This window comes from Pseudomonas sp. FEN (assembly GCF_904067045.1).
Lineage (GTDB): Bacteria > Pseudomonadota > Gammaproteobacteria > Pseudomonadales > Pseudomonadaceae > Aquipseudomonas.
Genome location: NZ_CAJFDC010000024.1, coordinates 62221 through 75548, shown reverse-complemented (window position 1 = coordinate 75548; position 13328 = coordinate 62221). Strand labels below are relative to the sequence as shown.

Below are 13328 nucleotides of genomic sequence, written 5' to 3'. Positions count from 1 at the left end.
GTCCTTGAATAAAAAAACGATTTCAGGAATCCACCATGAACACCTTGAACCAAGCCCACTGCGAAGCCTGCCGCGCCGATGCCCCCCAGGTCAGCGACGAAGAACTGCCAATGCTGATCAAACAGATTCCGGACTGGAACATCGAAGTGCGTGACGGCATCATGCAACTGGAGAAGGTCTTCCTGTTCAAGAACTTCAAGTTCGCCCTGGCCTTCACCAATGCTGTCGGCGAAATTTCCGAAGCCGAAGGCCATCACCCGGGCCTGCTGACCGAATGGGGCAAAGTCACCGTCACCTGGTGGAGCCATTCGATCAAGGGCCTGCACCGTAACGATTTCATCATGGCGGCACGTACCGACGAGGTCAGCCAAGCCGCCGAGGGCCGTAAATAATGCATTTCGACGCCATCGCCCGTGTACCTGGCGACCCGATTCTCGGGTTGCTGGAGGCTTATGCCCAGGACCCCAATCCGCGCAAGTTCGACCTGGGCGTTGGCGTCTACAAGGATGCCCAGGGCCTGACCCCGATCCTGCAGTCGGTCAAGCGGGCCGAGCAGCGGCTGGTGAACGAGCAACTGACCAAGTCCTATATCGGTGGTCACGGCGACCTGCGCTTCGGCAGCCTGCTCAATGAGCTGGTGATGGGGGCCGACTCGCCGCTGATCGCCGCCCAGCGCGTCGGCGCGACCCAGACTCCAGGCGGCACCGGCGCCTTGCGCCTGAGCGCCGACTTCATCGCCCACTGCCTGCCGGGCCGTGGTATCTGGCTCAGCGATCCGACCTGGCCGATCCACGAGACCATCTTCGCCGCCGCCGGTTTGAAGATCGGTCACTACCCTTACGTCGGCAGCGACAACCGCCTGAATGTCGAAGGCATGCTCGCCGCGCTGGAACAGGTGCCGCAGGGCGACGTGGTGCTGTTGCACGCCTGCTGCCACAACCCGACCGGCTTCGACCTGGCCCACGACGACTGGTACAAGGTGCTGGACATCGTCCGCCGCCGCGAACTGCTGCCGCTGATCGACTTCGCCTACCAGGGCTTCGGCGATGGCGTGGAGCAGGATGCCTGGGCCGTCCGCTTGTTCGCCCGGGAATTGCCGGAAGTGCTGATCACCAGTTCCTGTTCGAAGAATTTCGGGCTGTATCGCGAACGCACCGGCGCCCTGATCGTCTGTACCCAGGATGCCGAGAAACTGCTGGATGTGCGCAGCCAACTGGCGGCGGTAGCCCGCAACCTGTGGTCGAACCCACCGGATCACGGTGCGGCCGTGGTGACCAGCATTCTCGGCGACCCCGAGTTGAAAAGCCTATGGGCCGATGAAGTGGAAGCCATGCGCCTGCGCATCGCGCAGCTGCGCAGCGGCCTGGTGGAGGCACTGCAGCCCCATGGTCTGGCCGAACGCTTCGCGCATATTGGCGTGCAGCGCGGGATGTTCTCCTACACCGGTCTGTCACCGACACAGGTCAAGCGCCTGCGCGACGAGCACAGCGTATATATGGTCAGCTCCGGTCGGGCCAACGTTGCCGGCATCGACGCAACGCGCCTGGATGCGCTGGCGCAGGCGATAGCCGCCGTGTGCCAGGACTAACCACAGTCCTCTGTAGGAGCGTCGACCGGCTGCTCCTACAGTCCTCGCGATCAAACCGGGCGTCTTGAACGTACAAAGCCCCGCGCCGAACTCACAGCCCCTTCTCGATCAACTGCCCGAACGCCTCGAGTTCGCCTTTCTCCAGGTCCGAAACCAGGATGAAACGCAGGTGATCGCGCCGCCATGCCACCACGTTGTAGCCGCGCAGCGACAGGCTCTCGCGGGCTCGATCAGCCTCTGCCGTCGGCAGGATGAACAGATTGATGGTGTGCTTGGCATGCCGATACGCCAACGCGGCAGCCGTCTGGTGTCGCAGATAATCCAAGCGCCCGCCCAGCATCGGATAACCTTGCGCCGCATAGTCGAAAACCGGCGGCGCGAAGTCGAGCTTGCCGGTAAACCAGGGCTTCACCGTATGCCGGTCGGATGACACCACATCGTTCAAATGTTCGGCCATCAGCGAACGCACATGACTGGACACCGCCTCATCCAGCCAGGGCTGCTCGGCGGACGGTGTCACCACGTAGAGCATGAGCGCCAGACTCAACGCCAGGGCGGAAAACGCCGGGGCCCACCAGCGGCCCGACGCCGTTCGCAAGCCCCGTATGAAACCGGCAGCCACCGAGGGACGCGCCGCGGCGCCGGCCAACAGGCTCCGACTCAGAGACTCGGGCGCGCGGTAATACGGAGCCCGAATCTTGACATCAGCCATCAACTGGCGGGTCTGCTCATGCAGGTAAGCGCACTCGGCGCAGCCCGTCAGGTGTTCGGCCACCCGCGCCGAGGTCGCGGCGTCCAGTTCATGGTCGAGGTAACCATGGATCAAGCCATGGCAGGTCTTGCAGTCGAGGTCATTCATAAGGGTGCAACTTCAGCAGTTCGCGCTTGAGCATCGCGCGCGCCCGGGCCAGCCGCGACATGACGGTTCCCAAGGGGATATCGACGATTTTCGCTATGTCCTTGTAGGGCATGTCTTCCAACTCCTTCAGCACGATCACCTCGCGGAACACCGGTGCCAATGCCAGCAGCGCCCGCCGTACCTGCTCGGCCTCCTGGGCCCGGATGATCTGTGACTCGGGTGTGCGGACATCGGCCAGCGCCGGGTCATCCTCCAGCCATTCTTCGTCAATGGCCACCCAACGCCGCCCCATCGAGGCCTTGAGCCAGTTGTAGCTTTCATTGCGGACAATGGTCAGGAACCAGGCCTTGGCATTGCCGTCGATGAACCGGTGCTGAAACTTGAAGGCCCTGAAGGCGCTTTCCTGGACCACATCCCGCGCGGCGCTCTCACTGTCGGTGAGCCAGCGCGCGAGGTTATAGGCCGCATCCAGATGCGGCGCGAACAGCGCCTCGAATGGCTTCATAGTGGCTCCGATACCTTTGTCCCTATAACGGTGAAAGGCCCCGCTTTATTCCCGAAAGAATTTATTTATTTTCAGGAATAAAGCCTCGCACCGCCCGGTTTTACAGATGTGAGCTCCATCACTGTAGACCGCCAGCGAGGACATCCCCATGGACATACACCCAACACCCCACGACAGACGTACCGACGGCCCGCTCGACCCTGAGCGCCGGACACTGCTCAAATGCTCGGCCTGGGCCGGCGCCGGGGTCCTCTGGGCCCTGAGCGGCGGTATTCCGCGAGCCTTTGCCCTGGACCAGGACGGCAAACCCACGGACCCGGCCGCCTTGGCCAGCAACTTTCACTTCGTGCAAATCAGCGATTCGCATATCGGCTTCAACAAGGAAGCCAACCCCGACCCCGTGAAGACCCTGCAAGTGGCCATCGACAAGGTCATCGCGCTGCCTAAACGGCCGGCGCTGATTCTCCACACCGGCGATATCACCCATCTCAGCAAGCCGCAGGAGTTCGACACCGCCGCGCAACTGCTCAAGGCCCTGCCCGCGACCGCGCACTATGTGCCGGGCGAGCACGACACCCTCGACGAGGGCGGCGGCCAGCTCTACCTGCAACGTTACGGCAAGGGTACCAAGGGCAACGGCTGGTACAGTTTCGACGACCACGGCGTGCATTTCATCGCACTGGTCAATGTCTTCAACTTCCAGGCCGGTCGCGAAGCCAACCTCGGTGCCGACCAGCTCGCCTGGCTGGCCGACGATCTGCGGGCGGTGGCGACGAGCACGCCGATCGTGGTGTTCACCCATATTCCCCTGTGGACCATCTACCAGCCCTGGGGCTGGGGCACGGAAGACGGCGACCAGGCCATTGCCCTGCTGCGCAAATACGGCTCGGTGACCGTGCTCAACGGGCATATCCACCAGGTGATCCAGAAAGTCGAAGGCAACATCACCTTTCACACCGCGCGCGGCACGGCCTACCCGCAACCGGCACCGGGGGCGGCAGCGGCGCCGGGACCGATGACGGTGGCCGCCGATCAGTTGCGCAATTACCTGGGGATTACCGATGTGCGCGCGACACAGGGCGATCACCCCTTGGCGCTGATCGATTCGACACTGATTTAGAGAGGGCACTCGAATGAAAAGACTTTTGCAGATACTGACACTGGGTTGCCTCGCGGTCTCGATACCGGTGTGGGCGCAGGACGTGAGAATCGATATCAAGGAATTCATGTTCGGGCCCAAGGACCTGACCGTCGCGCTCGGCACCAAGGTGACCTGGGTCAACGACGACCAGATACCGCATACGGTGGCCGAAACCCACAAAGTGTTTCACTCGGGCGCGCTGGACACCAACGACAGCTTTTCCTATGAGTTCAAGACAGCGGGCACCTACGAGTATTTCTGCGTCCTGCATCCGCAGATGATCGGGAAAATTACCGTCACGCCTTGACCTTGCAAGGAGCTGGCTTGCCGGGACGCCGCATCGCAACGATGAGGCCCTTGCGCCTGACCGCGCCCTCACCAGCAAGCCGGCTCCCGCCGGTTCCGTACTCCAGTCTGAAAAAGTGCCTGCCCTGACGAATGGCGCTCGGAGCCAGGGCGAAAAAATCTTTCTGTCATTTGCACTGCTGTATCCTGCCCAGGCTTTTTAAAAGCGCGGATCTACCCAGCGATTTAAAAAACAGACCTTGCGAGGAGCGACGACGATGCATGAGATACCCAACTTCCCCTTCCCAAGCCTGCACGAGACTGAGCAGAAAAACCCGCCAAAAACCGCAGCCCAACAGCCGGTAAACAAAGAGGCCAAAGACAGCCTCAAGGCCAACAGCAAAAACTGAACGGCTGAACAACCGGTCGCGTGAAAAGCCCGCTCCCTGGTGTTTTCACGCAGCCGGATACAGACCCCGCCAAGGTTTTTTTTCAATTTAACGCCCCTGCTACCCGCCTCGCGCCGTTATCATAAGCCGCCTATCTTTCTTCTCCGCGGCAACGGTGATTCTTGTCCATGTCAGATACCCAGCGTCCCCTGGCGGTCACGCTGCAAGTCGTTTCCATTGTCCTGTTTACCTTCATCGGTTACCTGAACATCGGCATTCCCCTCGCCGTGCTGCCCGGCTATGTCCATAGCGACCTGGGCTTCGGCACGGTGATCGCCGGGCTGGTGATCAGCGTCCAGTACCTGGCGACCTTGTTGAGCCGTCCCTACGCCAGCCGGATCATCGACAACCGGGGCAGTAAGCGCGCGGTCATGATCGGCCTGGCCGGCTGCGGCCTGAGTGGCGTGTTCATGCTGCTGTCGAGCTTTCTCCAGGCGTTGCCGCTGCTGAGCTTGGTCAGCCTGTTTATCGGCCGCCTGGTGCTGGGCAGCGCGGAAAGCCTGGTGGGCTCCGGCTCCATCGGCTGGGGCATCGGCCGGGTCGGCGCGGCGAATACCGCCAAGGTAATTTCCTGGAACGGCATCGCCAGCTACGGCGCGCTGGCGATCGGCGCGCCGCTGGGGGTGTGGCTGGTCAATCAGCTCGGCCTGTGGAGCATGGGCGTGAGCATCCTGCTACTGGCCACGCTGGGGCTGTTGCTGGCCTGGCCGAAGCCGGCGGCGCCGATTGTCGCTGGCGAGCGCCTGCCCTTCCTCCATGTGCTCGGTCGCGTCCTGCCCCACGGCACGGGCCTGGCCCTGGGCTCCATCGGTTTCGGCACCATCGCGACCTTTATCACCCTGTATTACGCCACCCAGCATTGGGCCAACGCAGTGCTCTGCCTGAGCCTGTTCGGCGCCAGTTTTATTGGCGCGCGGTTGCTGTTCGGCAACCTGATCAATCGACTCGGCGGCTTTCGCGTGGCCATTGCCTGCCTGTCGGTGGAGACCCTCGGCCTACTGCTGTTGTGGTTGGCAGCGGACGCCCACTGGGCGCTGGCGGGTGCGGCATTGAGCGGGTTCGGCTTCTCGCTGGTGTTCCCGGCGCTGGGGGTGGAGGCGGTGAACCTGGTGCCGGCGTCCAGTCGCGGCGCGGCGGTGGGCGCCTACTCGCTGTTCATCGACCTGTCGCTGGGCATCACCGGGCCTTTGGCCGGAGCCATTGCAGCGGGCCTGGGCTTTGCCTCGATCTTCCTGTTCGCCGCCCTGGCGGCATTTTCGGGATTGATGCTGAGTCTTTATCTCTACCGCCAGGCACCGAAACAGCGCGCGTTGCGGGAAAAAGCCTGAAGACCTAGAAATCGATCTTGCCGCGTCCAGCCTTGATCGCACCGCGCTGGGACTTGCCTTCCAGGCGGCGCTTCTTCGAGCCGAGGGTCGGCTTGGTCGGACGGCGTTTCTTCTCCACCTTGGTGGCACTGAGGATCAGCTCGACCAGGCGTTCCAGAGCATCGCTGCGGTTCTGCTCCTGGGTCCGGTATTGCTGGGCCTTGATCACGATCACCCCTTCGCTGGTGATGCGGCTGTCGCGCAGGGCCAGCAGGCGCTCCTTGTAGAACGGCGGCAGGGACGAGGCCGGGATATCGAAACGCAGGTGCACGGCGCTCGATACCTTGTTGACGTTCTGCCCACCCGCACCCTGGGCACGAATGGCGGTCCACTCGATCTCGGCATCGGGCAGATGCACGTTGTTGGAAATCACCAGCATTGGAAAAGCGTCCGACATCAGGGTGTTCAGGATACCTGATCCGCGCCGCAACGAACCCGTTCGCGCCGACGGCGGCCGCGCATAAACGACAAACCCGGCAAAAGCCGGGTCTGTCGCTGCCACCGAGTACGGCCTACTTCACCGCCAGCAGCGCCTGCTGGACACTACGCCGGTTCTTGATGCCATAGCAGACCCACATGAACGCCAGCCACACCGGGATCGCGTACACCGAGACCTGGATCCCCGGAATCATCAACATCACGCCAAGGATGAACACCACGAAGGCCAGGCACACATAATTGCCATAGGGGTACCACAGGGCCTTGAACAGCGGGTTCTGTTGGCTGCGATCCATGTGCTGGCGAAATTTGAAGTGCGAGTAGCTGATCATCGCCCAATTGATCACCAGGGTCGCCACCACCAGCGACATCAGCAACTCCAGGGCCTGTTGCGGCATCAGGTAGTTCATCACCACTGCGATGAAGGTCACCAGCGCCGAGGCCAGGATCGAACGCACCGGCACGCCGCGCTTGTCGATCTTGGCCAGGACCTTCGGTGCATCGCCCTGCTCGGCCATGCCCAGCAGCATGCGACTGTTGCAGTAGGTGCCGCTGTTGTACACCGACAGCGCCGCCGTCAGCACCACGAAGTTGAGGATGTGCGCCGCAGTGCTGCTACCGAGCATCGAAAACACCTGGACGAACGGACTGCCGCTATAGGAATCGCCCGAAGCGTTAAGCGTGCTCAGCAGGCTGTCCCACGGGGTCAGCGACAACAGAATCACCAGGGCACCGATATAAAAAATCAGGATTCGGTAGATCACCTGGTTGATGGCTTTGGGAATCACGGTTTTCGGCTGGTCGGCTTCGGCGGCGGTGAAACCGAGCATTTCCAGGCCACCGAAGGAAAACATGATGATCGCCATGGCCATCACCAGGCCGCCGACCCCATTGGGAAAGAACCCACCGTGTTCCCACAGGTTGCCGACCGAGGCCTGCGGGCCGCCGTGGCCGCTGACCAGCAGGTAGCTGCCCAGGGCAATCATGCCGATGATCGCCACCACCTTGATAATCGCGAACCAGAATTCCGCCTCGCCAAAGACCTTGACATTGGCCAGGTTGATCGCATTGATCAATACGAAGAAGGCTGCGGCCGATACCCAGGTCGGCACGTCGGGCCACCAGTAGTGAATGTACTTGCCGACCGCGGTCAGCTCCGACATGCCCACCAGGATATAGAGGATCCAGCAGTTCCAGCCCGACAGAAAACCGGCGAAACCGCCCCAGTACTTGTGGGCAAAGTGGCTGAACGAACCTGCAACCGGCTCCTCGACGATCATTTCGCCCAACTGGCGCATGATCATGAAGGCGATAAAGCCGCAGATGGCATAGCCGAGGATCATCGACGGGCCGGCGGACTTGAGCACTCCGGCCGAACCGAGGAACAGGCCGGTACCGATGGCGCCACCGAGGGCGATCAATTGGATATGACGATTCTTCAAGCCGCGCTTAAGCTCGCCCGAAGCCAGGGGTGTATCAGGGGTCATGCGTCACCTGTTTGTTTTTATCTGTGACGAAATCGAACCCATCACGCTTATGACGCGATGGAGTGAACAAGGCGGGTAGCCTTGAGAGCATGGGCTTTGGGGGCATCGCAAGGCCGCCGCCGAAAGCCACAAGAATGCGCGGGTACGCAGTTGAGTCACAGGTAAAACGCCGCGCATTGTACACCGCCAGACCGCCACTGGCAGGCGTCCGCGCATCTCACCGCCGTCGACGCACGAGGGCAAGGGGTGTTTCCGGAACAAGGAACAATCCTATAGTCCCCCTCGGCAACTATTCCTTACGCCTGCCGGAACAGAGTGTTTATCGACGCTTTAACTGCCCATACCGTCAACTTTTCCTGACAATCCGTAACGTTTTATTGCCAACAAAGGCGCGCGCCCCCGGTGTTCGAAAATTGACAGGCAAGCTGTTCAACTCGGGCTTTCCCAGATGAAAGCCTGTTTTTCCTGAAGAAGTTTTTTTGCCTCCAACTCATGTAAAAAGTTTTTCAAAATAACTTTTTGCAGCGTTGGACATCCTGCACTAGGTTTTCAGCCACTTGCCGAAACCCATAGTCGGCAAGTCGGAGAAATGGATTTCACGCCTGGGACTTTTCCTAGCGGAAGGCCTTTTCGACCGTCCAGCAACAACATTCCCAAGGAGATTCACCATGCAAGTCTCGGATCAGGACGTAAGCACTGAACTGCAACTGGACGATTGGTTTGAAGCCCCGACCCACGACGCGGCCGTGGAAATGATGCAAGCCGATGCTGTCGTGCCATTTGGCACCGCGATGTGGCCTTTCTAAGGCCTTCAGGTGGGTGCGGTTCACCGCACCCACCCTCTGTTGCCCCAGGAACGACGTCATGGACAAGACCCGCGCCCTCGAACACTTTCTCTACTACCTCGCCCGGCATCCGGCCCTGGAGGGGCTCAGCCGACCGAAAGTCCTGCTGGGTCATACCCAGGACTACAGCGAAATTGCCACGGCCATCCGCGAACAGGATGCCCAGCACCGGCAATTCGATTTCAGCGCCCTGCGCCTGGACCTCGAGCCCGCCCAGAGCTTGATCGAGGCCATTGGCGACAGCGATCTGTATATCTTCTTCTACGACTCCTCAATGCTTTCCCCGCCTCGCCCGCAGGGCCCTGAATTCCTCCATGCCCTGCATGAGGTAATGGCCGAGAAATGGCAAAAATCGCTGCTGTTCAAGGATTATGGCCAGCACTTCTACGACACTTTCAGTGTCAGCCCGCAACGTATTGCCGACCTCAACGAGACCCTGATCCGCCGGCTGTCCCAGGCCACCACCCTGAGCTTCAAGGACCGCCATGGCTCGCATCTGCAGGCGCCGCTGAGCAGCATCCGCAAGTGGACCAATATCAACGGCGTCGGCAACCACGACCTGGCCCCTGGCGAAATAGCCACCCACAGCGACGCCATCAACGGTTGCGTGAAGTTTATCGGGACGTTTCTCGGCACCATTCCCTTTGCCCGCAAATACGGGGTGCTGACATCGCCGCTCGCGCTATGGATCGAGGACTCGACCATCAGCCGGATTGCCACCGAAGTGCCGGGGCTGGAGGCGGATTTCAACAAATACCTGAATGCCAATCCATCGAACCGACGAGTCGAGGAGCTGGGTATCGGCACAAATGAGGGGGTCAAGGCTCTGTATGCGCGCAACTCGGGGTTCGAGGAACGCCATTGCGGCCTGCACCTGGGGTTGGGCGGCGGGGCCAAGGGCAGCCATCACCTGGACCTGATCTTTGCCAGCGGGGTGTTGGAACTGGATGACAAGCCGGTGTTCGATGGGGAGTTTGCGTTTTGACGGTGACCGGTTAGACCTTAAGGACACCACGAAACCTTGCAGGAGCGGCCGGACGCTCGATTGCCCGTGAAGCTTTTGGCGTCCTTGAAGACGCCTTCGCGGACAAGCCCTGCTCCTACAGGTTGCGGAGTGTTCAAGATCCCGGCCCCTGAGCGACGAACAGGGATCTTGAAGCGACGTTACTCAGGCTTACGCCGCCCGAACCCCGGACGCTGGCCCGAACCGGCCGGTGCGCCACGGCGCTTGCCCGACGGCGCGTCCTTGTCCAGCACCAGGCCTGGACGCTTGGACTTGGCTGCCGGCTTGGCCGGACGCTTGCTGTCCGCCGGACGATCCGCCACTGGCGTACCACGGGTTGACTCACCACGACCGGCCGCCGGACGCGGGGTACGCGGAGCGCGCTCACCGTCCTGACGCGGGGCACGCGGTGCGCGCTCGCCGTCCTGGCGCGGGGCCGGCTTGCGGGCCGGACGCTCGCCTTCGATCCGCGGTTCGCGCTCGCTGCGCTCGGCAACTGTGCCAGCGGCCGGACGCAAGGTCCGTACACGCTCGCCCTTGCCCACCGGACGCGAGGACTTGCGCTGCATACGCTCCAGCTTGTCCTTGCTCTTGGCATTGAGTTGCGGCATGGCCACCGGCGTCAGGCCGACCTCGGCACTGAGGACATCGACCTCGTACTGGGTCATTTCACGCCAGCGGCCCATCGGCAGGTCGGAGTTGAGGAACACCGGACCGAAACGCACGCGCTTCAGACGGCTGACCACCAGCCCCTGGGACTCCCACAGACGCCGCACTTCGCGGTTACGACCTTCCATCACCACGCAGTGGTACCAGTGGTTGAAACCCTCACCGCCAGGCGCTTCCTGGATATCGGTGAACTTCGCCGGGCCGTCTTCAAGCATCACACCAGCCTTGAGCCGGGCAATCATCTCTTCGTCCACTTCACCACGCACACGTACCGCGTACTCGCGGTCCATTTCGTAGGACGGGTGCATCAGGCGGTTGGCCAGTTCACCGTCGGTGGTGAACATCAGCAGGCCGGTGGTATTGATGTCCAGGCGGCCGATATTGATCCAGCGGCCTTCTTTCGGACGCGGCAGCTTGTCGAACACGGTCGGGCGGCCTTCCGGGTCGTCACGGGTGCAGATCTCGCCGTCGGGCTTGTTGTACATGATCACGCGGCGAACCGATTCGGCCGCCTCTTCGCGTTTGATCACCTTGCCATCGATGGTGATAGCGTCATGCATGTCGACGCGCTGGCCGAGGGTGGCGTCTTTGCCATTGACCTTGATCCGGCCTTTGCTGATCCAGCCTTCCACGTCGCGGCGCGAGCCGACGCCGATACGGGCAAGAACCTTCTGCAGCTTTTCGCCTGCTGGGCCGATTTCCTGGTCGTCTTGCTGCTTGATATCACTCATCTGGGCACCTCCCGGTGTGTCGATTCAGGCCTGGCCTGAAGAAATTGAATCTGTTGCCTGGGCGAAGGGATCGCCGCGGGGGCGCGAATCATACGCGTATGTTGGGTATTGTGCACCATCGCCATCAATCCTCGAGCAAGCTTCGCTCCTGTTCGATGGCCTCGGCCAGTGCCAGCGCCTCGGCTTCTTCATCCGTCAGTTGCGGCTGGCCAGCAGCCTTGTCCAGGGCCGCGACAGCCGCGAGCAGCTGTTCCCGCGCCTGCTGGGCGCCAACGAGATCTGGTTCCGCGGCTTCGGGCGTTGCAAGCGCTTCGACTACTCCCGGCTCTTCTTCCAACTCTTCGTCGGTCTCAACTGCCTCAACCGTCACACCCGGCTCAAGCTCTTCAGGCCCGGGCTCTTGCACCTGCAACTCGCCCGCCGGCGCCATCTCGCCGTCACGCAGCAAATCATCAAAGTCGGTCTTGATCCCCTCTTCCATGGAGTCCAGCTCCAGCAACAGGGTATGGAAATTGGTCTCCGCCTTCGGCTCCCCGCCGCCCTCCGGATCGACACTGGCATCGGCCAGGGCTTGCAGGCGCTCCGGCACCGGGGCGTCCTCGACATCGAGCATCGGCTCGGGCTCCAGCTCCCGCAGCTCGGCCAGGGGCGGTAGATCATCGAGGTTTTTCAGGTTGAAGTGATCGAGAAACGCCTTGGTGGTGGCGAACATCGCAGGCTTGCCCGGCACCTCACGATAACCGACAACCCGAATCCACTCGCGCTCCAGCAAGGTCTTGACGATCTGGCTGTTGACCGCCACGCCACGCACATCCTCGATCTCGCCACGGGTAATCGGCTGGCGATAGGCGATCAGTGCCAGGGTCTCCAGCATCGCCCGGGAATAGCGCTGCGGACGCTCTTCCCACAACCGCCCGACCCAGGGGGCGAATTTCTCACGCACCTGGAGGCGATAGCCGGAGGCCACTTCCCGCAGTTCGAAGGCGCGCCCTTCACAGGACTTGGCGAGGATCGTCAAGGCTTTCTTGAAGACCGGCGGCTCGGGCCGCTCGCCTTCCTCGAACAACTCGAACAGGCGCTCCAGGGTTTGCGGCTTTCCCGAAGCCAACAGAAAGGCTTCAAGCAGCGGGGCCAGCTCGCGGGGTTCACTCAGGTTCATGGATTGTGCTCGTTATTCAGCGCGCGCCCGCACATGGATCGCCGTAAAGGGTTCATTCTGCACCAGTTCAACCAGGGATTCCTTGACCAGCTCGAGAATCGCCATAAAGGTCACCACCACCCCCAAGCGCCCTTCCTCGGCCGTGAACAGCTCGACAAAGGGTACGAAACCGCCACCTTTGAGGCGTTCCAGTACATCGCTCATGCGCTCACGGGTCGACAGTTGCTCGCGACTGACCTGGTGGCTTTCGAACAGGTCGCCACGGCGCAGGACTTCGGCCATGGACATCAACACCTCTTCCAGGCTGACCTCCGGCAACAGCCTGCGCGCCCGGGCCTCGGGGGCATCCAGTTTGGGAACCAGCACATCGCGCCCCACCCGGGGCAAGGTGTCGAGCCCCTCGGCGGCGCTCTTGAAGCGCTCATACTCCTGCAGACGACGGATCAGTTCGGCCCGTGGGTCGTCTTCTTCTTCCTCGACTTCGGCCGAACGCGGCAACAGCATCCGCGACTTGATCTCGGCCAGCATCGCCGCCATCACCAGGTACTCGGCCGCCAACTCCAGGCGCACCGACTTCATCAGCTCGACATACCCCATGTACTGGCGGGTGATTTCCGCCACCGGGATATCGAGGATATCGATGTTCTGCTTGCGGATCAGGTACAACAGCAGGTCCAGCGGGCCCTCGAAGGCTTCAAGGAAGACTTCCAGGGCGTCCGGCGGAATATACAGGTCCAGCGGCATCTCGGTGACCGCCCGACCATAGACCAGGGCGAACGGCAATTCCTGCTGGGCATCGGCC

Annotated in this window: 15 protein-coding genes; 8 read left to right on the top strand and 7 right to left on the bottom strand. The window is 61.7% G+C overall.

From position 1 onward, the window contains the following. Positions 1-35: 35 nt before the first annotated feature. Both PFEN_RS20905 and PFEN_RS20900 read left to right on the top strand, forming a co-directional pair. The gene (locus PFEN_RS20905; protein WP_191488612.1) at positions 36-392 is read left to right on the top strand and encodes a 4a-hydroxytetrahydrobiopterin dehydratase; all 357 of its coding nucleotides are present in this window, start codon (positions 36-38) and stop codon (positions 390-392) included. Further along, positions 392-1588, top strand: coding sequence for an amino acid aminotransferase (locus tag PFEN_RS20900; RefSeq protein ID WP_412071462.1), 1197 nt, complete (start codon positions 392-394; stop codon positions 1586-1588). Before PFEN_RS20905 ends, PFEN_RS20900 begins: the two co-directional genes overlap by 1 nt. Before the next feature lie 91 nt (positions 1589-1679). Here the strand turns inward: PFEN_RS20900 and PFEN_RS20895 are convergent, their stop codons facing one another. Then, positions 1680-2447 carry an anti-sigma factor family protein gene (locus PFEN_RS20895; protein WP_191488611.1) on the bottom strand — a complete coding sequence of 256 codons (768 nt, stop codon included), beginning with the start codon at positions 2445-2447 and terminating at the stop codon, positions 1680-1682. Continuing rightward, positions 2440-2952, bottom strand: a complete 513-nt coding sequence (locus PFEN_RS20890) for a sigma-70 family RNA polymerase sigma factor (RefSeq protein WP_191488610.1) — start codon at positions 2950-2952, stop codon at positions 2440-2442. The genes PFEN_RS20895 and PFEN_RS20890 overlap by 8 nt, the downstream gene beginning before the upstream one ends. A 148-nt stretch (positions 2953-3100) precedes the next feature. On the opposite strand from PFEN_RS20890, the gene PFEN_RS20885 reads away from it, so the two are divergent. The 4 genes from PFEN_RS20885 to PFEN_RS20875 all read left to right on the top strand — a co-directional run bounded on the left by PFEN_RS20885 (position 3101) and on the right by PFEN_RS20875 (position 6155). Then, entirely contained in the window at positions 3101-4072 is a 972-nt protein-coding gene (locus PFEN_RS20885; RefSeq protein ID WP_191488609.1) for a metallophosphoesterase family protein, read from the top strand. A gap of 13 nt (positions 4073-4085) precedes the next feature. Continuing rightward, a complete protein-coding gene (locus tag PFEN_RS20880; protein ID WP_191488608.1) occupies positions 4086-4400 on the top strand; it encodes a cupredoxin family copper-binding protein in 315 nt (104 codons plus the stop codon). 256 nt (positions 4401-4656) lie between these two features. Continuing rightward, entirely contained in the window at positions 4657-4788 is a 132-nt protein-coding gene (locus tag PFEN_RS31100) for a hypothetical protein (RefSeq protein ID WP_263596621.1), read from the top strand. A 167-nt stretch (positions 4789-4955) separates the two neighbouring features. Then, complete coding sequence (locus PFEN_RS20875; protein WP_191488607.1) at positions 4956-6155, top strand: MFS transporter; 1200 nt, start codon at positions 4956-4958, stop codon at positions 6153-6155. Positions 6156-6159: 4 nt separating this feature from the next. On the opposite strand, the gene arfB is transcribed toward PFEN_RS20875, so the two are convergent. Both arfB and PFEN_RS20865 read right to left on the bottom strand, forming a co-directional pair. Then, positions 6160-6573, bottom strand: a complete 414-nt coding sequence (arfB, locus tag PFEN_RS20870; protein ID WP_191488724.1) for an alternative ribosome rescue aminoacyl-tRNA hydrolase ArfB — start codon at positions 6571-6573, stop codon at positions 6160-6162. A 133-nt stretch (positions 6574-6706) separates the two neighbouring features. Continuing rightward, positions 6707-8119, bottom strand: coding sequence for an amino acid permease (locus PFEN_RS20865; RefSeq protein WP_191488606.1), 1413 nt, complete (start codon positions 8117-8119; stop codon positions 6707-6709). A gap of 668 nt (positions 8120-8787) precedes the next feature. Here PFEN_RS20865 and PFEN_RS20860 point away from each other — a divergent pair. Together PFEN_RS20860 and PFEN_RS20855 are read left to right on the top strand one after the other, a co-directional pair. After that, positions 8788-8925, top strand: coding sequence for a hypothetical protein (locus tag PFEN_RS20860; protein ID WP_177100072.1), 138 nt, complete (start codon positions 8788-8790; stop codon positions 8923-8925). 58 nt (positions 8926-8983) lie between these two features. Next, positions 8984-9949: a leucyl aminopeptidase gene (locus PFEN_RS20855; protein ID WP_191488605.1), complete on the top strand. Its 966-nt coding sequence runs from the start codon at positions 8984-8986 to the stop codon at positions 9947-9949. A gap of 179 nt (positions 9950-10128) precedes the next feature. Here PFEN_RS20855 and rluB read toward each other — a convergent pair whose 3' ends face one another. From rluB to PFEN_RS20840, 3 genes are all read right to left on the bottom strand, one after another. Next, a complete protein-coding gene (rluB, locus tag PFEN_RS20850) occupies positions 10129-11367 on the bottom strand; it encodes a 23S rRNA pseudouridine(2605) synthase RluB (protein ID WP_191488604.1) in 1239 nt (412 codons plus the stop codon). 124 nt (positions 11368-11491) lie between these two features. Beyond that, positions 11492-12526, bottom strand: coding sequence for an SMC-Scp complex subunit ScpB (gene scpB / locus PFEN_RS20845; RefSeq protein ID WP_191488603.1), 1035 nt, complete (start codon positions 12524-12526; stop codon positions 11492-11494). A gap of 12 nt (positions 12527-12538) precedes the next feature. Beyond that, positions 12539-13237 carry a segregation and condensation protein A gene (locus tag PFEN_RS20840; RefSeq protein WP_191488723.1) on the bottom strand — a complete coding sequence of 233 codons (699 nt, stop codon included), beginning with the start codon at positions 13235-13237 and terminating at the stop codon, positions 12539-12541. Between the last annotated feature and the right edge of the window lie 91 nt (positions 13238-13328).

Coding starts and splice junctions, on each gene's coding strand:
- arfB (WP_191488724.1), bottom strand. CDS start 6,573: ATGCTGGTGATTTCCAACAACGTGCATCTGCCCGATGCCGAGATCGAG.
- PFEN_RS20860 (WP_177100072.1), top strand. CDS start 8,788: ATGCAAGTCTCGGATCAGGACGTAAGCACTGAACTGCAACTGGACGAT.
- PFEN_RS20895 (WP_191488611.1), bottom strand. CDS start 2,447: ATGAATGACCTCGACTGCAAGACCTGCCATGGCTTGATCCATGGTTAC.
- rluB (WP_191488604.1), bottom strand. CDS start 11,367: ATGAGTGATATCAAGCAGCAAGACGACCAGGAAATCGGCCCAGCAGGC.
- PFEN_RS20855 (WP_191488605.1), top strand. CDS start 8,984: ATGGACAAGACCCGCGCCCTCGAACACTTTCTCTACTACCTCGCCCGG.
- scpB (WP_191488603.1), bottom strand. CDS start 12,526: ATGAACCTGAGTGAACCCCGCGAGCTGGCCCCGCTGCTTGAAGCCTTT.
- PFEN_RS20900 (WP_412071462.1), top strand. CDS start 392: ATGCATTTCGACGCCATCGCCCGTGTACCTGGCGACCCGATTCTCGGG.
- PFEN_RS31100 (WP_263596621.1), top strand. CDS start 4,657: ATGCATGAGATACCCAACTTCCCCTTCCCAAGCCTGCACGAGACTGAG.
- PFEN_RS20890 (WP_191488610.1), bottom strand. CDS start 2,952: ATGAAGCCATTCGAGGCGCTGTTCGCGCCGCATCTGGATGCGGCCTAT.
- PFEN_RS20885 (WP_191488609.1), top strand. CDS start 3,101: ATGGACATACACCCAACACCCCACGACAGACGTACCGACGGCCCGCTC.
- PFEN_RS20905 (WP_191488612.1), top strand. CDS start 36: ATGAACACCTTGAACCAAGCCCACTGCGAAGCCTGCCGCGCCGATGCC.
- PFEN_RS20865 (WP_191488606.1), bottom strand. CDS start 8,119: ATGACCCCTGATACACCCCTGGCTTCGGGCGAGCTTAAGCGCGGCTTG.
- PFEN_RS20875 (WP_191488607.1), top strand. CDS start 4,956: ATGTCAGATACCCAGCGTCCCCTGGCGGTCACGCTGCAAGTCGTTTCC.
- PFEN_RS20880 (WP_191488608.1), top strand. CDS start 4,086: ATGAAAAGACTTTTGCAGATACTGACACTGGGTTGCCTCGCGGTCTCG.